Source organism: Shewanella sp. N2AIL, assembly GCF_022690845.1.
Classification (GTDB): domain Bacteria; phylum Pseudomonadota; class Gammaproteobacteria; order Enterobacterales; family Shewanellaceae; genus Shewanella; species Shewanella baltica.
Genome location: NZ_JALBYT010000021.1, coordinates 47,245 through 66,249 on the forward strand (window position 1 = coordinate 47,245; position 19,005 = coordinate 66,249).

Annotated in this window: 20 protein-coding genes; 9 read left to right on the forward strand and 11 right to left on the reverse strand. The window is 46.3% G+C overall.

Annotated elements, in window-relative coordinates:
* Positions 1–5: 5 nt before the first annotated feature.
* The 5 genes from pdxA (at position 6) to MO387_RS13400 (ending at position 5,207) form a co-directional block, all read left to right on the forward strand.
* Positions 6–992 carry a 4-hydroxythreonine-4-phosphate dehydrogenase PdxA gene (gene pdxA, locus MO387_RS13380; protein ID WP_006085824.1) on the forward strand — a complete coding sequence of 329 codons (987 nt, stop codon included), beginning with the start codon at positions 6–8 and terminating at the stop codon, positions 990–992.
* A gap of 15 nt (positions 993–1,007) precedes the next feature.
* A complete protein-coding gene (gene rsmA / locus MO387_RS13385) occupies positions 1,008–1,814 on the forward strand; it encodes a 16S rRNA (adenine(1518)-N(6)/adenine(1519)-N(6))-dimethyltransferase RsmA (protein WP_006085825.1) in 807 nt (268 codons plus the stop codon).
* A 48-nt stretch (positions 1,815–1,862) separates the two neighbouring features.
* Positions 1,863–2,243 carry a Co2+/Mg2+ efflux protein ApaG gene (gene apaG, locus MO387_RS13390; protein WP_006080538.1) on the forward strand — a complete coding sequence of 127 codons (381 nt, stop codon included), beginning with the start codon at positions 1,863–1,865 and terminating at the stop codon, positions 2,241–2,243.
* Between the two features lie 21 nt (positions 2,244–2,264).
* The gene (locus MO387_RS13395; protein WP_107946708.1) at positions 2,265–3,089 is read left to right on the forward strand and encodes a symmetrical bis(5'-nucleosyl)-tetraphosphatase; all 825 of its coding nucleotides are present in this window, start codon (positions 2,265–2,267) and stop codon (positions 3,087–3,089) included.
* Positions 3,090–3,185: 96 nt separating this feature from the next.
* Entirely contained in the window at positions 3,186–5,207 is a 2,022-nt protein-coding gene (locus tag MO387_RS13400) for a methyl-accepting chemotaxis protein (protein ID WP_107946707.1), read from the forward strand.
* Between the two features lie 310 nt (positions 5,208–5,517).
* On the opposite strand, the gene MO387_RS13405 is transcribed toward MO387_RS13400, so the two are convergent.
* The 7 genes from MO387_RS13405 to rplU form a co-directional block, all read right to left on the reverse strand.
* The gene (locus MO387_RS13405) at positions 5,518–5,931 is read right to left on the reverse strand and encodes a DUF3718 domain-containing protein (RefSeq protein WP_063883724.1); all 414 of its coding nucleotides are present in this window, start codon (positions 5,929–5,931) and stop codon (positions 5,518–5,520) included.
* Between the two features lie 221 nt (positions 5,932–6,152).
* A complete protein-coding gene (folA, locus tag MO387_RS13410) occupies positions 6,153–6,635 on the reverse strand; it encodes a type 3 dihydrofolate reductase (protein WP_107946706.1) in 483 nt (160 codons plus the stop codon).
* 27 nt (positions 6,636–6,662) lie between these two features.
* Complete coding sequence (locus MO387_RS13415; RefSeq protein WP_006080531.1) at positions 6,663–7,136, reverse strand: threonine/serine exporter family protein; 474 nt, start codon at positions 7,134–7,136, stop codon at positions 6,663–6,665.
* Positions 7,133–7,894 carry a threonine/serine exporter family protein gene (locus MO387_RS13420; protein ID WP_107946705.1) on the reverse strand — a complete coding sequence of 254 codons (762 nt, stop codon included), beginning with the start codon at positions 7,892–7,894 and terminating at the stop codon, positions 7,133–7,135. Before MO387_RS13420 ends, MO387_RS13415 begins: the two co-directional genes overlap by 4 nt.
* Before the next feature lie 27 nt (positions 7,895–7,921).
* The gene (gene cgtA / locus MO387_RS13425) at positions 7,922–9,091 is read right to left on the reverse strand and encodes an Obg family GTPase CgtA (protein ID WP_006080528.1); all 1,170 of its coding nucleotides are present in this window, start codon (positions 9,089–9,091) and stop codon (positions 7,922–7,924) included.
* Between the two features lie 214 nt (positions 9,092–9,305).
* Positions 9,306–9,560, reverse strand: coding sequence for a 50S ribosomal protein L27 (gene rpmA, locus MO387_RS13430; protein WP_006080527.1), 255 nt, complete (start codon positions 9,558–9,560; stop codon positions 9,306–9,308).
* Between the two features lie 14 nt (positions 9,561–9,574).
* The gene (rplU, locus tag MO387_RS13435) at positions 9,575–9,886 is read right to left on the reverse strand and encodes a 50S ribosomal protein L21 (RefSeq protein WP_006080526.1); all 312 of its coding nucleotides are present in this window, start codon (positions 9,884–9,886) and stop codon (positions 9,575–9,577) included.
* Positions 9,887–10,157: 271 nt separating this feature from the next.
* Here rplU and ispB point away from each other — a divergent pair, with 271 nt between their 5' ends.
* Complete coding sequence (ispB, locus tag MO387_RS13440) at positions 10,158–11,129, forward strand: octaprenyl diphosphate synthase (protein WP_159075010.1); 972 nt, start codon at positions 10,158–10,160, stop codon at positions 11,127–11,129.
* An 84-nt stretch (positions 11,130–11,213) separates the two neighbouring features.
* On the opposite strand, the gene ung is transcribed toward ispB, so the two are convergent.
* Positions 11,214–11,879, reverse strand: coding sequence for a uracil-DNA glycosylase (gene ung / locus MO387_RS13445; protein WP_107946703.1), 666 nt, complete (start codon positions 11,877–11,879; stop codon positions 11,214–11,216).
* A 187-nt stretch (positions 11,880–12,066) separates the two neighbouring features.
* On the opposite strand from ung, the gene MO387_RS13450 reads away from it, so the two are divergent.
* Together MO387_RS13450 and MO387_RS13455 are read left to right on the forward strand one after the other, a co-directional pair.
* Complete coding sequence (locus tag MO387_RS13450; protein ID WP_107946702.1) at positions 12,067–12,630, forward strand: prepilin-type N-terminal cleavage/methylation domain-containing protein; 564 nt, start codon at positions 12,067–12,069, stop codon at positions 12,628–12,630.
* Between the two features lie 73 nt (positions 12,631–12,703).
* Positions 12,704–13,024 (forward strand): DUF3144 domain-containing protein, encoded by a 321-nt coding sequence (locus tag MO387_RS13455; RefSeq protein ID WP_106649673.1) that lies wholly within the window; start codon positions 12,704–12,706, stop codon positions 13,022–13,024.
* A gap of 89 nt (positions 13,025–13,113) precedes the next feature.
* On the opposite strand, the gene MO387_RS13460 is transcribed toward MO387_RS13455, so the two are convergent.
* Positions 13,114–13,728 carry a LysE family translocator gene (locus MO387_RS13460; protein WP_006085833.1) on the reverse strand — a complete coding sequence of 205 codons (615 nt, stop codon included), beginning with the start codon at positions 13,726–13,728 and terminating at the stop codon, positions 13,114–13,116.
* Between the two features lie 133 nt (positions 13,729–13,861).
* The gene (locus MO387_RS13465; protein WP_242326344.1) at positions 13,862–15,403 is read right to left on the reverse strand and encodes a peptidase S10; all 1,542 of its coding nucleotides are present in this window, start codon (positions 15,401–15,403) and stop codon (positions 13,862–13,864) included.
* Between the two features lie 235 nt (positions 15,404–15,638).
* Here MO387_RS13465 and MO387_RS13470 point away from each other — a divergent pair, with 235 nt between their 5' ends.
* Complete coding sequence (locus tag MO387_RS13470) at positions 15,639–16,190, forward strand: thioredoxin family protein (RefSeq protein WP_006085835.1); 552 nt, start codon at positions 15,639–15,641, stop codon at positions 16,188–16,190.
* A 122-nt stretch (positions 16,191–16,312) separates the two neighbouring features.
* Here MO387_RS13470 and MO387_RS13475 read toward each other — a convergent pair whose 3' ends face one another.
* The gene (locus MO387_RS13475; RefSeq protein WP_107950140.1) at positions 16,313–18,898 is read right to left on the reverse strand and encodes a TonB-dependent receptor; all 2,586 of its coding nucleotides are present in this window, start codon (positions 18,896–18,898) and stop codon (positions 16,313–16,315) included.
* Positions 18,899–19,005 lie beyond the last annotated feature (107 nt).

The window sequence follows — 19,005 nt, forward strand, 5'->3', positions numbered from 1 at the left end:
GTTAATTGAGCACTAAACGTATTGCCGTTACCCCAGGTGAACCCGCAGGTATTGGCCCCGATTTAGTCGTACAACTCGCTCAGCAGGCTTGGCCTGCTGAGTTAGTCGTTTGTGCGGATCCAGAATTATTAACCAGCCGTGCTAAACGACTCGGTTTGCAAGTGACTTTCCGTCCTTACCAGCCAAATCAAGCGCCTAAACCGCAAGAAGCGGGCACATTAACCATTGCCCCCTTCAAGCTAGTGACCGAATCGATTTGCGGTCAGCTCGATGAGCAAAACAGCACTTATGTAGTTGAAACCTTGCGTTATGCGGGCGAGAAAAACATGAGCGGCGAGTTTGATGCAGTCGTGACAGGTCCGGTACACAAAGGCATTATCAATCAAGCGGGTATTTCCTTTAGTGGCCATACTGAGTTTTTTGCCCATCAAGCAAATTGCCCAGATGTGGTGATGATGCTGGCAACGCCGGGATTACAAGTGGCACTCGTGACCACACATATTCCACTGGCCTATGTTGCAAAAGCGATAACGCGTCAACGCCTACAGCATATTATCAAGATTTTACATGCCGATCTCATCAGCAAATTTGGCATAGTTTCACCGAAGATTTATGTTTGCGGCCTTAATCCACACGCAGGTGAAGACGGCCATTTAGGGCGTGAAGAAATCGACGTGATTATTCCTGCTCTCAACGAGTTGCGAGAAGAGTTCCAGATGAATATTGTCGGCCCATTACCCGCCGATACCCTGTTCCAACCTAAATATTTACAGGACGCCGATGTCGTCTTGGCCATGTACCATGACCAAGGACTTCCCGTTCTCAAGTCACAAGGATTTGGCAAATCGGTAAACATCACCTTAGGTTTACCCTATATTCGTACCTCGGTTGACCATGGTACGGCGCTCGATCTCGCGGGTACAGGCAAAGCCGATATTGGCAGCTTTGTGTGTGCTCTGAATAAAGCCATTGAGTTATCCTCAAAGAACTAAACGATTACATTATTAATGAGCAACAAAGTACATTTAGGCCACACGGCCAGAAAGCGTTTCGGACAAAACTTCCTTACCGACGGCAATGTGATTGACCGCATTGTGGGCGCAATTGCCCCCGATAATCACCATGTGATGGTCGAGATCGGCCCAGGCCTTGGTGCCTTAACCGAACCCGTAGCCGAAGCTGTAGATAACCTGACCGTCGTCGAACTTGACCGCGATCTAGTTGAACGCTTACATCATCACCCAGTCCTTAAAGATAAACTGACCATTCACCAAGGTGATGCACTGCAGTTTGATTTTGGTCAACTGAGTGTGCCTGGCAAAAAGATGAAAGTGTTTGGTAACTTACCTTACAACATTTCAACGCCGCTGATGTTCCACCTGTTCGAATTTGCCGAACAGATTGAAACCATGCACTTTATGCTGCAAAAAGAAGTGGTACTGCGTTTATCGGCAAGCCCAGGCTGTAAAGCCTATGGCCGTTTAACGGTAATGGCGCAATACTTCTGCCAAGTGGTTCCGGTTCTTGAAGTGCCGCCCCACAGCTTTACGCCCGCGCCTAAGGTCGACTCAGCAGTCGTACGCTTATTGCCATACGCTGTAAAACCGTTCCCTTGCAAAGATGTGACCGTACTACGTCACCTTTGTACTACGGCGTTCAACATGCGTCGTAAGACTCTGCGTAATAACTTAAAGCACATGTTATCTGACGATGAGTTCGAGCAATTAGGGATTGACTCAAGTCAACGCCCAGAGCAGATTAGCGTGCAACAGTATGTTGCTATGGCTAACATGGTTTGCGATAAGAAAGCATAAATATGTCTGGGCACTTAGGTGCCCTTTAACCAGAGCCTAGGAACAAGAATGAGCGCATTGGACACCTCCATTCGGGTTGAAGTTAAAACTGAATATATAGAGCAGCAGTCCTCGCCCGAGGATGAAAAATACCTCTTCAGCTATACCATCACTATCATCAATTTAGGTGAGCAGGCAGCTAAACTCGAAACCCGTCACTGGATAATCACAGATGCCAATGGCAATACCAGTGAAGTCCAAGGCGCCGGAGTTGTCGGTGAAACACCAACCATAGCGCCAAATACCGCCTATCAATACACCAGTGGCACAGTGCTCGATACACCCCTTGGCATAATGCATGGCACTTATGGTATGGTCAGCGAATCGGGTGAGCATTTCCAAGCGACGATCCGTCCCTTCCGTTTAGCGACCCCAGGCTTACTACATTAATATCATTAGGAAAGGGGTACTGTGGCGCATTATTTTGTTGGTGATATTCAAGGCTGTTTCGCTGAATTACAAAAATTACTCGCTAAGGTCGATTTTAATCCCTCCCGTGATGAACTCTGGGCTGTAGGTGATCTTGTTGCACGTGGACCAGACTCCTTAGCTACGCTGCGCTTTTTTCGTTCTTTAGGTGATTCCGCTAAAACGGTTTTAGGCAATCACGATCTCCACTTAATGGCGTTACACGGCAAGCTCAAACGCGCTAAGCCCAGCGATAATTTAACTGAAATTCTTGAATCGCCCGATATTTCAGCCTCAATTGACTGGCTGAGACAGCAACCCCTAATGCGTGAATTACCCGAACACCAACTCATCATGAGTCATGCGGGTGTGCCACCGCAGTGGTCGCTTGAAGTATTAAGAGAAGAAGCCGCACTCGTCAGTTGCGCACTCAAACAAGATGATTATCTTGAGGCACTGATAGCCCAAATGTATTCGGATAGCGCCGAACAATGGGACCCAAGTGCAATTGGCATAGAGCGCCTACGTTACTGCATTAACGCATTAACACGCATGCGCTACCTCTATGTCGATGGCAGACTCGATTTTGATTGTAAACAACCTCCTGAAAACTGTACTAATCCACAACTCAAACCTTGGTTTGAGTTTGCTTCGCCCCTGCGCCAAAGCCACACCTTGGTTTTCGGCCATTGGGCAGCACTGATGGGCAATGTCGGCGATAGTAAATTAAAGGCTTTAGATACAGGTTGTTGCTGGGGTGAACACTTAACCCTATGGCATCTTGAAAAAGACCAAAAAATTACCCAAAAAAAGTTAAAAAAGAGTTAAACTAAAACAGCTTAAAGTCGATAACAGACTGAGCCGCCTAACCCTGAAATCGCCCTGTTTTCATTTGGAAAAATATAATAAAAATCGGAGTATCCTATGAAATTTAACGTAGCCACCAGAGTGATTGGCGGATTTGGTATTGTCACGCTTTTGCTCGTGGTGCTAGGATTTACATCCTACCTCACCAACAACAGCCTAAAAGCAAGCTCGGCGATGATGCAAGAATTAAGCTTGCCCGCGCTTAAGTCGACCAATCACCTCAGTGAAACCTTGAGTGAGCAACAAAGACAAATCCTGATTGCCTATCACACGCCTAAATCGGCCAATATTCCCAGTATTCGCAAAGTGTTCGATGATCATGGAACTCAGTTCAAAAACGAAATAGCCAACATCACCCAATTAGTCAAAAGCCAGCCAGAGCTCACCTCATTAATCAGCCAATTAAGCGGTAGTTTCTCAAGCTTTGAACGAGACAGCCTTGCTATGATCGCCGAACGTGAAGCTTCATTAAGCAAGCAAGAACAGTTAGTTAATCTAAAGAAAAAACTCGAAAATGCCGCCGATGATGCCTCATCGGAACTGCTCGATATTGTTGATTTAGAAAGCAGTCAAAATCCCGATGAGCAAAGTCTGGCCGCGTCAGCCAGCGCGATTGATACTAGCCTCGGGAATATCATCACCACTATCGCAGATTTAGTCACCAATGAAGAAGACAGTAAGCATGAACTGATCTCTAAAGAACTTGACTACATTATCAGCGAAACCAAGAACAAACTTGAATATGTGAATCGTCACGGTCAAGGTATCGTCGATGCGGATACCTTAAGTTCAGTCACTAAAGATATTGAAAAAGTTTTAGCGCTCGTTACCGGCCCGCAATCTATGTTGCAGCTGAAATCGAGCCAGCTTTCCCATGCTAAAGAAGCTGTGCTCAAACTCGCTATTATCGAAAAAGACGTGAAAGTTATTAATTCCAACATGGATGATGTGAGTAATAACATCGAACTTGTTGCCGCAAACATGAGCAACGACACCATAGCTAAGATTGACTCTGCTAGCATACAAACAATGATTGTGGTGTTAGTTGCCATTGTTGTCGCTGTCATTGTGAGTTTTGCTGTAGTGAACCCGCTCAAACGCTCACTCAGCCAAGTGAACAATGCCCTTAACGTCTTAGCCTCAGGCAACCTTACCCATAAGCTGGATGACTCTGGACACGATGAATTTGCGGAGCTAGCGAAAAACTGCAACCGTCTCGTCGATAGCTTACGCAGTTTGATTATCGGTATCTTGGATAGGTCGAACCAACTGGCCGCGGCAGCTGAACAAACGTCAGCAATCACAGCGCAAACCACCTCAGGTATTCAAGAACAAAAAAGCCAAGTGGACCAAGTGGCCACTGCAACCACAGAACTGAGCTCTAGCGCGCAGCAGGTGTCGTTAAGTGCCGATCAAGCCCTTGAGCAAATCAAGCAAGCCGACCAAGAAACTCAGCATATGCGCGCCATTGCCGAAGAGAACAAACTGACTATTTTGGCTTTAGCCGATGAAGTGGCAAAGGCAGGCGTTGTGATCAATAAAGTGCAGTCTGATAGCGCCTCAATTGGCTCAATTTTGGATGTGATCCGTGGCATTGCAGAGCAGACTAACCTACTCGCCCTTAACGCCGCCATTGAAGCTGCTAGAGCCGGTGAACAAGGTCGTGGTTTTGCGGTAGTTGCCGATGAAGTCCGTAGCTTAGCCTCACGTACTCAAGTATCGACCCGAGAGATCCAACAGATGATCGAAGTGTTGCAACAAGGTGCAGAGCAAGCCGTTGCCGCCATGGATATGGGACGTGCTCAGGCAAATGCCTGTGTTGAAAAAACTGAGCAAGCCAACATTGCCCTCGAAACCATTAGCCAGTCTGTGCATAAGGCCTATGACTCAGGCACTCATATCGCCCATGCTGCTCAAGAGCAGAATTTAGTGAGTCAGCAAGTGTCTGAGAAACTGGAGCATATTGCTGCCATTTCGGAAGAAACGGCTATCGGCGCAGATCAAACGGCTCAGTCTAGCCATCAAGTCGCCAAACTAGCCGAAGAGCTTCAAGCCTCAGTCGGCGAATTTAGAGTCTAAATGTTAATTGTTAAAATCCACTAAACCAAGGGTCGCATAGCGGCCCTTTCTTTTGGGCCAAATTTACTTTCCCTATCATACCAATCACTCGCTCTGACCGACTTAGTGCAAATTAAGGCCATAAAAAATGCCGAACTTAAGTTCGGCATTTGTTCTGATTCAAGGCCTGACGTTTAATGCAAAGCGCTTAATACTAGGCTCTTAACGCTAATGGCTTAAAGCCGTTGCTTAATACTCGTCACTTAATATCACTAAGCTGCAAATAGAGCTAAAGTGCAGCTAGTTCGGTGCAACGAGTTCAGCTCAGCGATTACTCTTCTTCGCCGCCCGCAGCAGCGCCAAGACGCTCTTTCACTGCAGCAGTGATAGGGCTATCACCATGACCGTTTGCTTCAGCCCAAGCTTGGATAGTCATACCATCGGCTTCAGCGACACTCAGTTCCGTCACTGACAAACGTTTAGCTACAAACTCACCGGCATCGTTAGCACTCGCGCCGTAAGCGGTACGCAATAGACTTGCGCCATCGCAACTGATGCCACTGTAAATCTGACGTAGCTTAACGCGGCTTTCTTTTAATTTTTTACGTAGGCGGTTTTTATCGTTAGCTTTTACGTAATCGCAAATACTCGCTACGAGTGGATCAACGCCCGCAACAGCAGGGGTTGGTACAGTGATATAGCTCAATCCAATTAACGCAGCCAAGGCTACAGGCATAAGACGCATCCGATACTCCTTAATACTTTCTTATAGTTTTATTATCAATTTGTATGGGCTGCATCTCGTCTCTCAAGGGTATTGACCTCTTGGCTTTAGCTCTCGTTCGAAATCTAGGATAACGAAATCGGCTATCTCTTCTTTCCGTGAAAACTAAATGTCCGATATGATGCAATACGTTAGATAAACTGACGCCCCATACACACAGGGTACACAACAGAGGCTGCAATTTAACATTTTTTCACCAAATTGATAAAGCGATATTCCAAACCATCCGCATTTATACTAGACAAAGATTCCGTTTCTTTCCAAGTTCCGTCATCCCAATGGGGGAAAAATGTATCGCCCTCAACCTCTAGCTTGATTTGCGTCAAATATAAGGTATCTGCGTAAGGTAATAACTCGGCATAAAGCTGTCCGCCACCAATCACCACTAACTCTTCACACTCGCCGGCGGCTTGTTTGGCTGCATCAAAAGAGGTCACACAGGTCACGCCTTGAATGACGAGATCCGTTTGACGTGAAATCACTATGTTATGTCGACCAGGAAGGGGTCTACCAATGGACTCAAAGGTCTTACGCCCCATCACCACAGGCTTACCTAGGGTCATGGCTTTAAAGTGACGTAGATCTTCTGGAAGATGCCATGGCATTTTATTCTCTTTTCCGATGACTCGATTGTTTGCCATCGCGGCTATCATAGCAATGCGCATGCTCACTCCTGTTTTATTGAAATAGAATTATTGAATGACGGGGCGGGTTCTGAAATACAACAAGCTCGGCATGGCCAACCCCACAGCTAACGCCCCGAGAATAAAGACGGTTTTGAGGCCATTACTAATCACTTGTGCCGTCAGTTCAGGGCTCACCTGAGACTGGGCAGTCAGTTGCACTAAGGCAATGACAGTATTAAAGGCATAAGTGCCAGGGATCATAGGAATAATAGCGGCGACAGCATACATTAAAGGTGGCGCTAAGTGGCGCTTTCCAAACCCTATCGTAATAATCCCGACGATTGCAGCTGCGGCAAATGTGGCCCACTCAATCGGTAAACCAAACTGTAGCATTAAGGTACGCGAGCTATGACCAATGGCTCCGGCTAAGGCGCAATAGGGAAGAAATCGTTTAGGAACATTAAACACCATAGCAAATCCCACGGCGGGAATTGCTGAGAAAAAAGCATCGTGCAGCAGCGTTATCAGTAATTCCATCATAGGAAAATCCCGCCGATCTGCATCGCAATCGTAATGCCTATCACAGAAGAAACGGTCAGCAAAGTCGCATGGCCCCAACGGGAGATGCCAACATTCATATGCCCTTTCACCATGTCGGAAATCGCATTGATCATCGGAAAACCCGGCACCAGCATTAGCACACTCGCGGCCATAGCAGCCTTAGGCGTTTCACTCAATGCAAACACATAGCCAGTTTGAGCCAACATACTGGTGACAAAAGCCGTGACGGCAAAGTTAACCAATAAATTAAAATGCCGCTTAGCAATCGCTAAACGTACCGACATGCCCACAGCTGCGGCAAAAAAGGTAATCACACACGAGATAAGATCACCCTTAAACAGGTGACAAAAACTGGCACAAGACAGGCCAATCATGAAGACAACTAAACTCGGTGGATAGGTTTTAGGCTCAATCCGCGCCAAACGTTTACGGACTTCGTTGGGGCCATACAGACCTTTTTCAGCTAATAAACAGATGCGTTGTAATTCACAAACTATGGTCATATTAATGCCATGCTCACGAATACGACGAGTCGTAGTGATACAGCGACCATGAACTAAACTGGTTAACACGAGGGAATTGGAGGAAATAGAGAGCTCTACGCTGGCAAGGCCTAAAGCCTGACCTAGACGCTGGCTGATTTCTTCAACTAAATCAGATTCTGCGCCGTAGGCCAGTAGCAGTTGTGCAGCACGCACAACTTGCCGAGTAATATCATTTTGAGTATCTGCGTACACGGAACTCTCAAAATTAAGACGGTAAGATTATCTCTGGTAAATAACTTCTACGTCGTAGTCGTCATCATCAAAGTCGTCGTCATCATCTTCATCAACATAGTCTTCATTCACTGAATCTAAGTTAGCTTGATGATAATTATCCCACTTGAACTCGACTTCACTGTCAGGGTCGATTTCATTGTCTTCTGGTGGCAGGCTCGCAATATAATCGAGGAGCTTTAATGCCAACTCATTAGTGCCGTCGCGGTTGTAGGCAGAAATAGTGTAAACGTCGCCTTCCCAACCCATTTCTTTAACGATGCGATCAACCTTTTGTTGCAGCTCTTCTTCAAGCAGCAAATCGGTTTTGTTAAAGACTAACCAACGTGGCTTGCTTGCCAGTTTTGGAGAGTATTTCTCAAGCTCACCAACGATAGCGCGCGCAGACTCAACCGGATCGGTTCCGTCAATCGGCTCAATGTCGATGATGTGCAGTAGAATACGACAACGCTCAAGATGCTTTAAGAAGCGAATACCTAAACCCGCACCATCGGCTGCGCCTTCGATAAGACCTGGAATATCCGCGATCACAAAGCTTTGACCAGGACGTGGATTAACCACACCTAAGTTCGGCACTAGTGTTGTAAACGGATAATCAGCCACTTTCGGCGTTGCACGGGAAACAGCACGAATGAATGTCGACTTACCCGCGTTAGGCATGCCAAGCAAACCAACGTCAGCCAACAGTAACAACTCTAATTTAAGGCTACGAACTTCACCAGGTGTTCCTAACGTCTTTTGACGTGGGGCACGGTTAGTACTGCTCTTAAAACGGGTGTTACCTAAACCATGGAAACCACCTTTGGCAACCAATAGCTTTTGACCGTGGGTCGTTAAATCCCCAAGGACTTCTTCAGTATCATGATCGACCGCGCGAGTACCAACAGGAACTTTTAAGATCAGATCTTTACCGCTGTGACCGGTACAATCACGGCCACGACCATTTTCGCCACGTTCAGCCATGTGAAAACGTTCAAAACGGAACTCGATCAAGGTGTTGAAGTTTTCGTCAGCTTGCAGGAAAACACTGCCGCCGTCGCCACCATCACCACCATCAGGACCACCATCTGGTACATACTTTTCGCGCCTAAAGCTAACACAACCGCTACCGCCGTCGCCTGCTTCGACCCTAATTACTGCCTCATCGACAAACTTCATACTTACTCCTGGCACCACTGAATGAAGCAATTATACCGTCTAACTTCATTGGTCGCCAAAAAACTCGAGATACTTTGCTCCCAATCTTACCTGTCAATGCTCATTCTTGGTAATCATTTACCAACTCAAGCATCTACACGGCGTAAATAGAAGCACAAAAAACAGAAAGCCCCACCAATGGCGGGGCTTTAACAGTATAAGCTAGGTTCGAAAATTAAGCTTCGATGCTAATAAACTTACGGTTATTAGCGCCTTTAACTTCGAATTTCACTTTACCGTCAGTCAGAGCAAACAGAGTATGGTCACGACCAATACCTACGTTTACACCAGCGTGGAATTTAGTACCACGTTGACGAACGATAATGTTACCAGCTAGAACTGATTCACCGCCAAAGCGCTTAACACCTAGACGTTTACTTTCTGAATCGCGGCCGTTACGAGTAGAACCGCCAGCTTTTTTATGTGCCATGAGTTAGACTCCTATTATGCGTTGATAGCAGTAATTTTAACTTCAGTGAACCACTGACGGTGGCCCATTTTCTTGTCGTGATGCTTACGACGACGGAACTTAACGATAGTTACTTTATCGCCACGACCGTGACTTACAACTTCAGCAACGACTTTACCGCCAGCTACTAAAGGAGCACCAACATGCACTGTTTCGCCATCAGCGATCAAAAGAACTTGATCGAATTCGATAGTTTCGCCAGTTGCAACTTCTAACTTTTCTAAACGAACAGTGTGGCCTTCGGCTACACGGTGTTGTTTACCACCACTTTGAAAAACAGCGTACATAGCTATTTTACTCCAATTCCTAACACGCGGGCTCATTCTTGGATGAGGCAGGGTGCTATAAAAACTTTATTGACAATGGGCGCGGAGTTTACGCGAAGAATCTAACTCTGGCAAGCCCTAATTAGGAAAGAATAAAAAAAGACCGGATTAACTCTCACATTAGTTGAGCTAGTGCTGTCATATGTCAGAATTTTAGGTAAAATTCATTTCATTATAACACGTGAGCCTAAACAGGGGCCGGTACGTAATGACCCCACAACCAGAGTCTACTATGGATTTAAACGCTATTCGTCAACTGGCTGACACTGATATGCAAGCAGTCAATCAGCTGATATATAAACAGCTTGAATCAGATGTCGCCCTAATTAACCAATTAGGTTTTTACATTATTAATGGTGGTGGTAAACGTCTTCGTCCTCTGCTGTCGGTATTAGCCGCACGTGCGGTGAGCTACGAAGGCGAAGCGCATCTTAAGCTAGCGGCGATTATTGAGTTTATCCATACGGCCTCATTGCTCCACGATGATGTAGTTGATGAATCGACATTGCGCCGCGGACGAGAAACCGCCAACGCACTATTCGGCAATAGCGCCAGCGTGCTGGTCGGGGATTTCCTTTATACCCGTTCATTCCAGATGATGACCGAACTCGACAGCATGAAAGTGCTCAGAGTGTTGGCGGATACCACGAACGTGTTGGCCGAAGGCGAAGTCTTGCAACTGATGAATTGCAACGATCCTGATACCACAGAAGACAGCTATATGCGGGTCATTTATTGCAAAACCGCTAAGTTGTTTGAAGCGGCCACCCTGCTTGCGGGCGTGTTAGCGGGTGCAACGTCAGAGCAAGAAACCGCCTTAGGTAACTATGGTAAGTATCTTGGTACCGCCTTCCAGCTTACCGACGATTTACTCGACTATACCGCCGACAGTGATGAGCTAGGCAAGAACATAGGTGATGACCTGGCTGAAGGTAAACCGACTCTTCCACTCATCTATGCCATTGCCCATGGCACAGACGAAGAGAAACACCTCATACGTCAAGCAATTGAGCAAGGCGATGGTACACAAGCCATAGATAAAATCGTGGCAGCACTACACCATTGCGGCGCATTAAACTACACCCAGCAAAAAGCGATTGAAGAATCAGAGAAAGCCATCGAGGCATTATCGATTCTGCCCGATAGTGACTACAAGCAAGCCTTAGTTGCGCTAGCTAAGATTTCGGTCGACCGCAATCATTGATCACTCGTTAATTCGTTTTTAGCCCAAAGAAAAGGTCTTACTCAGTAAGACCTTTTTTATTGCCTCATACCCGCAATCCTAAGATTAAACCTGCCAGCGGATCGGCGCTTTGCCCCGCTCAAGTAATAATTGATTCACTTGAGAAAAATGCCCACAGCCAAAGAAACCACGATAAGCCGATAAAGGTGAAGGATGCGGCCCAGTAAGCACTTGATGTTGCGGTGCGTTAATCACTTGACCTTTTTTGATGGCATGACTGCCCCAAAGTACGAAGATAATCGGCTGTGTCTGGCGATTTAATAATTCCAGCGCGGCAGCAGTAAACACTTCCCAGCCCGCTTTGGCATGGGAGTGCGCCTTACCTTGCTCAACGGTCAGCACCGTATTGAGCATTAAGATCCCCTGCTCCGCCCATGCGGATAAATCCCCGTGGGATGGAATGGTAAAGCCATCAATATCTGTCGCTAATTCCTTGTACATATTGGCTAAGGAAGGCGGCGGTTTAATACCGCGTTTGACCGAAAAGCATAAACCATGGGCTTGATCTGGGCCGTGATAGGGATCTTGGCCAATCAATACCACTTTGACCTTTTCAAGCGGAGTCATAGTAAAAGCATTAAAAACATCAGCTTCGGGTGGATAAACCACTTTCCCAACCCTACGTTCATTGTCTACAAACGCACTTAGTTGCTGAAAATAAGGCAAAGCCCTTTGCCCATCGATAAATGTTTGCCATGTCGCCTGAGTCACGATTTTACTTCCTCAATCCTATTATCGGGTTAGCTTAAAAGCCCTGCTGTAGAATGGCAAGTTTGAAGGTTATGCTTGTCGATAAGTGATACGGCTATGTTTGCAGTGTTTCGCTTTAAGACTTTCAATTTAAAACATTCGAATTTAAATGCTATAGTGCGCCCATTCTAGCACAGTCTAATACGCCATGATGATCCAACATTCTGATAAATTGATGCAACGACATCAAACGGGTTTCACCTTAATAGAGCTTGTGGTGGTCATCATAGTGCTCGGTATTTTAGCGGTAGTGGCCCTGCCAAAATTTATCAATGTGCAGCAAGATGCGCAAATCGCAACAGTCAAAGCCGCAGGCGGTGGCTTTAAGTCAGCTATCAATCTGGCGCGATCCGTTTGGGCGGTAAAAGTGGGTTCAGGTCCAAAAGAAGACTTACCGGTATTTGGCACGGCGCAATCTGAACAAGTGGATTTCAACGCCTTCGGCTGGCCTGCACAACACTATATCTTTGGTAATGAAGCCTCACCGGCGCTCGATAATGTCGAAGACTGTATCTCAGTATGGGAAGTATTATTCCAAAATACCCAACCAAGTGTCTCGCGCTTAAATGTTGATGCGACAGAAACCGACTACAAAGCCAGTTATACCAATCCTGGCAAGTGCACTTATTTCTATCGAACAAACGACAAACTCTCAATCAGTTATGACTCCCAAACCGGAGTCGTCATTACCGACACAGATCCCAATAGTTAATGCCTGACGATTCCTTCTTACGTCAATTAAGTTAGAATCGAACTTTAATCTGTTACTTTTTAGAGTGAACGCCATGACCGACACGAGCAACACCACCATTTACGAACTTGCCGATCAGTTTATTGCCTTAGCCAATCAGCTAAGTCAACAAGAAGCAGATGTAGGTAAAGTGGGCACAGCACTCCGTTTTGCCGCGGCACGTTTTAACGCCTTCGAAGCCGCAATTAAATCAGCGGATCTCGGCGCCGAGAAAGAAAGTGCATTAGAATGGTTTAGCAGTGAATTCAAAGAAATGCTGAGTGACAACTTAGACGATCACATCGCGAATCCGCCAATTCTCCAAGAAGCGGTGGCAGAAGAGACCGACAATTCAGTGCAAATGTTTAAAGGCTAAGCACGCCTTTCATGCATAGCGAAAACATAAAAAATGCCATCGATTGATGGCGTTTTTGTTTGTTGAAACAGATGACCTGCAATAAATAATTAAAGCGTATATACCACGCGGATCGCCAGCAGTATCAATACCACGCCAGACAACTTATCAATTAACCCAGCCTTTTCCCGTAACTTAGGCAACACGCTTGAGTGGGACAACAACAAAGCAATAAGCGTATACCAAAGACCATCGACCACTAATGGGGTAAAAACGATTAAGGCTTTGGCTGTCATGCTGTCGGCCACCATCACGAATTGGCTGAATAATGCGAGGAAAAATAGCATGATTTTAGGATTGAATAAGGAAATGGCGATACCATCACGGGCTGCGGTCAAGGTATCTGTCGCCTCCCCTGCGGCCAATTTAGCTTGCATACCGCCCTTGGAACGCAGCGCCTGAACTCCCATCCAAGCCAGATACAAAGCACCGAGAATCGCAATGCCATTAAAGACTAAGGGCGCCTTTTTAAGTACGACGGCTAAGCCAAGTAACGTCACCAGCGCATAAATCCCAATGCCTATTGAATGTGCCCACGCACACACTATGCCCTTGCCCCGTCCACCGCCTAAGGTATGGCGCACCACCATAGCTAAACTTGGGCCCGGCGACATAGCCCCCAAACAACAAATAGCCAATAAACCTAACCAAGTACTAAAACTCATTGAACACACCTTACGCCGAATAAAAAGGCCCCATTGATGTAGATAAACTCTGGGGCCTTAACTTGTTTGCTATTCTAGCATCGCGCCATTAAGGCGTTAACGCTAATCAATCCGTTTGTCGATAAATTAACGGCTATTTAGGCTGATAAAAAGCACGGATATCCTTCACTAACTGGGTTAAGGATTCGGGCTCAACGTACATCATGTGCCCCGCTTTATAGTAATGCATACTCACACGACTATTATCTATGCCGTTATCGGCAAAGGTATTTTCGGTGGCAAAAAATGGTGTCGCAAAGTCAAAGTAACCGTTGCCGACAAAAATCCGCAGATCTTTGTTCTCACGCTGCGCTTGACCAAGATAAGGCGCGACGTTGACATAGTGCATCTGCTTACCGCTGATATTCCAGTTCCAGCCCCGGTTCACATCAACGGAAAGTACATTGAAAGGACGAGATAAGGTCACGCCCAAATCGTCATACAGATATTGATGCATGGCAGCCGTATAAGCACCATCAATCCCATAACCTGATGGGTCATCGTCGGTTGAGTCGCCGCCACTGTCGTAGTCTTTACCTGTGTAGCGGCTGTCTAAGCGTCCTATCGTCAAATCTTGCTCTCTGAGCAGCTCCTTAGTGTATCGACTGGCGCTCACGCGCAAATTAACACGATCTAAATAGTGCTCACTTAAACCCGTAAAGCGCGCCAAGCTTTGACGTACAGCTTGATATGCCTCGGGTGTTAAGCGGCTGCCTTGCAACAACGCGAGGGCATAATCTTTGATCGCAAACTGGCGCGCCTCCTCAATAAAAGCCTCCAGCCCTAAAGCTTTATCCGTAGCGCTGACTTTATTATGGTAAAAAGCCGTCGCCGCCATGGTCGGTAAAAAACCAATGTATGGTTGATTATTACCCGGTTGGTAGCGGGCATGACTAAAATCGAGAATGGATGAAATCAGCATAATTCCATTGACCGAAATGTCAGTCCAACCGCCCTGCAATTCATTCACAAGTGCTGCCGCGCGGGTAGTTCCGTAACTCTCGCCGGCCAAATATTTAGGGGAGTTCCAACGTTTATGCTCAATCAACCAGCGGCGAATAAACTCGGCAATCGACTGGGCATCTTCTTTCACGCCCCAAAAATCCGCACCTTTTTTATCGCCTAAGGCGCGGCTAAAACCAGTACCTACGGGATCGATGAACACGAGATCGGACTCATCAAGCATAGAGTAATCGTTTGATTCAATACGATAAGGTGCTGCGCCATCGTCCTTTGCATCCGGCACCACCACACGTTTAGGACCAAATAAGCCCATGTGCAACCAGAGCGAGGCCGAGCCCAGACCGCCGTTAAAGATAAAAGTGACTGGGCGTGTACTGCTATCTTTAATATCGTTACGTAAATAGCTAATAGAGAAAATACTCGCCAGCGGTTCGTCTTTATCATCCTTTAAAATAGTCTCGCCACTGATCGCTTGATAACTGACTTTTTGCCCTTGAATCGTCATCTTATGCTCGGTTTTAACCACCTCAGGGACAAGCTTGTCGGCTTTATCTTCGGCCTTTTTGGCGGGTTCGGCATAGCTCAGGCTCGAGCAGAATACGATCAACGGCAACAGTAATAATGACCAAAGCGGCCTAGCCGACGCGCGTCGACACGATGGTAAAGGTGTCATCTTATTTCCTTTTATTTTTGTTATAGCGGTAACTATCATCTTGCCCAGCTTACAAAGACTCAACAGCAGGCGCAAAACACAATTGCAACTGAATGCGTCAAAGGGCTGCACAAATGAAATCCCATAAATTCACGCTGATTTAAGCCGTTAACCGCTAAGATAAGCACGAATCTAAGTCTGTATTCCTAAGCCTCTATGTTTAATAAAGGCACGCCATTCTCCAGCAGGAAGTTTTATGAGCACTATTACTCTGATCAGTATTGTCATTCTTTGTCTATTAATCGGCGCTATCTTGCTGCTGATTTGGCAAAGACAAAAAGGAAAAACCATACCGCTGGCGGTGATATTTGTACTGGGATTTTTCGCCTTAGGACTCGGCGCTATTATTGGATTTGTACATAAAGGCGAGGATTATCAAGCCTATCAAAAACTGCAATGGCACACCTTAGCACCCGAGCAAATTGCGCCTCTGGTTGCCCAAGGCTATACCGTATTTGTCGATATTACTTCAGATTGGTGCACCATCTGCCAAACCAATAAAGCCGAAGTCACCCACAGGGAACAAATTGTGAATGCCTTAATGGCAGACAACATTATCCTGATGCAAGGCAACTGGAGTGAAGCCAACAAAACGATTGAAAGCTATATGCGCCATGAAGGTGTACCTGGTACGCCCTACAATAAAATCTACGGTCCAAGCGCACCCAATGGCATTCTTTTGCCGTCAAAACTCAGTATGAGTGATGTGTTGAATGGCCTTGCTGCCGCACAAACGAATCGCAGCTAACGAAAAATCAACCAATAAAAAAGGCTGCACTGCAGCCTTTTTGCTCACTTCACTTCAAATCTATAAAAGCCAAATTTCTTGAAAGGTGGGTTAGAAATCGCTTCTATAAATTGGCTTACTCATTAAAAACGGTAATTTACACGGCCATAGTAGAAGCCACCGTTGTAATCGAACGGCCCACTTTCATAGTAAACGCCACCAAGTTGAGAATAAGCGTAATCATCGCCCACTTTCAGCTTTTGCGCTTTTTGGTCGAATAGGTTATTTGCCCCTACCGCCAGCGTTAAGCCATCAAATAACTCATAGCTCACTTCCAAATCTATGGTGACAGCAGCATCGGCCATTTCAGAACCCCAATCAGAGGTATCATCAGCATGAGTCGCATAGTACTCACCGAAGTAGTTACCACGCAGTGACATGCTTAATTGATCCCATGACTGCGCCCAGCTTAAGGTTGCACGATGCGCTGGAATACCATCTTCTAAACGGCGAACTTTACCTTCATCAGTGGTTTCTGGATCGAATTTATCAACGCTGGTATCGGTCCAACCATAGGCAAGACTAAATTTAGCATTACCCGACAGAATTTCCGCATCATAGGAGGCGACGATATCGATACCTTGAGTGGTAGTATCAAAGTCGTTAGTGTAATAACTCACGCCTTGGATCAACTCAGGGAACTCAACGCCCGCTGCACGCAGTGCATCATAGTCTTTAGCTTCAACATCAATCTTACTCGACTGCGCAATACGGCCCTCAACGCCAATGTTGTAATAATCGACCGTTAAGAAAAAGTTTTCGTACTCATAGACAGCACCTAGCGCATAGCTTATTGACTCTTCAGGCTTTAACACTTCCCCGCCATAAAATGCCGCAAGTGGATCGGTGGGTGGTGCAATAAAGGTCTGGATCAACTGACCATCAATAATCGATGTCTGTGTGTTGACGACGTTTTCTTGGCCCACAGTTGGCGCTCTAAAGCCCGTACTGTGTGAAGCGCGGAATGACAATTCGTCGGTTGCAGAATACTGCACCGTCAGCTTGTAATTTAACGTATCGCCGAAGGTAGAGAAGTCTTCGTAACGCAGCGCTAAACCGAGTAACCAGTCATCACTTAAATAGGCTTCTAAATCCGTATAAATACCAATATTGTGGCGCGAATTTTTACCCGCAGATTCTGGGCCAAAGCCTTTAAATCCATGCGAGCCGATGCTGAAGCCTTGCTCGGCATAGGGGCCGGCAATCCAAGAGGCTTCATCACCTTGAAAAATCTCAAATGACTCATTACGCCATTCAAAACCAGAAGCAAAACTAATGTCTTCGATGCCGCCTAAGGTAATAAAACGCGAAAAGTCGAGGTTAACTGTGGTTTCAACTTGCTCATAGGCACCGGTATCGAAATCAGTTGGGGTATCTAATCCCAATGATGGGTTTAACGAGTTTTTAAGGCCGAAGCTGGCTTTGTTACTCCCCGTACCAGCGCTGAAATCGTAATTCCACTCGCCGATATCGCCCTTTACACCAGCGAAGAAAGACATATCTTCAATGGTCCCAGTGAACTGCGGTGTATAACCACCGGGGAAAATTTGGTTCATAGCAAAACAATTAGGATCGGCAACCATCGCCTTGTATGCGTCTGTATCTAACACGTTGCCATCAGAACCGTCCGCATTTTTAGGAATTGGCACTAGCACGCAAGACGATTGATCACCATTTATAGCTCCGACTAATAAGTTACCGCCTTCTGGAGGGGTATACACATTACTGCGATCCTGCGGATTACGATAATAAAATCCCCCCACGGCATCGCGGGATGACAGGTTACCAAAGGCATAGGCATGCATATTGGCATTAATGTCTAAGCCTGAGTTGATGAACACTGAGTAGTCATCATTGATTTCAGGATTACCCCATACTTGAGCGGGGTCATTAATCGCAGCATTACCCTGCTCTGCTAAGTTAGCCGCATCGGGACGCTGCACACTTCGACTGGTTGCATCCGCATTTTTATACTGGAAGCTTAAGTTAACAAAGCCATTATCTGTCAGCGGTAAACCAACATCGCCTTCAACTGTGGTTGTGGCACCGTCACCCTCGTAATATTCACCTTGGGTCACTGTGATGGAGCCACCATCAGAATTATCTTTTAAGACAAAGTTCATTACCCCAGCAATCGCATCAGAGCCGTATTGCGCCGCAGCGCCGTCGCGCAGCACTTCGACTTGCTTCAATGCAGAACCAGGAATAACCGAAATATCAGGACCTTGAGCACCATCGTTAATGCCGCCGCCTTGGAACGCAATCACAGCTGCGCGGTGACGGCGCTTACCATTGACTAACACTAAGGTACTGTCGGAAGGCAAACCACGTAAGTTAACGGGACGTACTAAGGTTGCCGCATCACTGATGGGTTGAGCGCGCGAGTTAAACGAAGGTACCGATGTCACTAACATATCAATCATGTCAGTCGAACCATTCTTTTTAAGGTCGTCACTACTAATAATATCAATTGGAACTGGGGAATCGCCGATTGAGCGTGGTGCCGCACGTGAACCAACAACCGCAATCTTTTCCACGCCTTCATTTTTAACAGCAGCGTCTTCTTCCTCAGCCATGGCTTGCGGGCTAATGAAGCTACCAGACAAAGCTAATGTAATCGCCAAACTGACTGCACTTAATCCAAACTTCTGCTTCTTTGAGGTCATCATATTCATCCCAACTGCTTATTATTTTTAGAATACCTGACCTGCTTTATGTGATTATCGTCCCTAAAACCTTGCTACCACGGTCAATACAAAGTTATTTTTTACATAGC

What these genes read in the sequence shown, in the direction of transcription:
- MO387_RS13455 (WP_106649673.1), top strand. Translation starts at nt 12,704, where the DNA reads ATGACCGACACGAGCAACACCACCATTTACGAACTTGCCGATCAGTTT.
- apaG (WP_006080538.1), top strand. Translation starts at nt 1,863, where the DNA reads ATGAGCGCATTGGACACCTCCATTCGGGTTGAAGTTAAAACTGAATAT.
- MO387_RS13405 (WP_063883724.1), bottom strand. Translation starts at nt 5,931, where the DNA reads ATGCGTCTTATGCCTGTAGCCTTGGCTGCGTTAATTGGATTGAGCTAT.
- rpmA (WP_006080527.1), bottom strand. Translation starts at nt 9,560, where the DNA reads ATGGCACATAAAAAAGCTGGCGGTTCTACTCGTAACGGCCGCGATTCA.
- folA (WP_107946706.1), bottom strand. Translation starts at nt 6,635, where the DNA reads ATGCGCATTGCTATGATAGCCGCGATGGCAAACAATCGAGTCATCGGA.
- MO387_RS13415 (WP_006080531.1), bottom strand. Translation starts at nt 7,136, where the DNA reads ATGATGGAATTACTGATAACGCTGCTGCACGATGCTTTTTTCTCAGCA.
- rsmA (WP_006085825.1), top strand. Translation starts at nt 1,008, where the DNA reads ATGAGCAACAAAGTACATTTAGGCCACACGGCCAGAAAGCGTTTCGGA.
- cgtA (WP_006080528.1), bottom strand. Translation starts at nt 9,091, where the DNA reads ATGAAGTTTGTCGATGAGGCAGTAATTAGGGTCGAAGCAGGCGACGGC.
- rplU (WP_006080526.1), bottom strand. Translation starts at nt 9,886, where the DNA reads ATGTACGCTGTTTTTCAAAGTGGTGGTAAACAACACCGTGTAGCCGAA.
- MO387_RS13400 (WP_107946707.1), top strand. Translation starts at nt 3,186, where the DNA reads ATGAAATTTAACGTAGCCACCAGAGTGATTGGCGGATTTGGTATTGTC.
- MO387_RS13450 (WP_107946702.1), top strand. Translation starts at nt 12,067, where the DNA reads ATGATGATCCAACATTCTGATAAATTGATGCAACGACATCAAACGGGT.
- MO387_RS13465 (WP_242326344.1), bottom strand. Translation starts at nt 15,403, where the DNA reads ATGACACCTTTACCATCGTGTCGACGCGCGTCGGCTAGGCCGCTTTGG.
- MO387_RS13475 (WP_107950140.1), bottom strand. Translation starts at nt 18,898, where the DNA reads ATGATGACCTCAAAGAAGCAGAAGTTTGGATTAAGTGCAGTCAGTTTG.
- ispB (WP_159075010.1), top strand. Translation starts at nt 10,158, where the DNA reads ATGGATTTAAACGCTATTCGTCAACTGGCTGACACTGATATGCAAGCA.
- MO387_RS13460 (WP_006085833.1), bottom strand. Translation starts at nt 13,728, where the DNA reads ATGAGTTTTAGTACTTGGTTAGGTTTATTGGCTATTTGTTGTTTGGGG.
- MO387_RS13470 (WP_006085835.1), top strand. Translation starts at nt 15,639, where the DNA reads ATGAGCACTATTACTCTGATCAGTATTGTCATTCTTTGTCTATTAATC.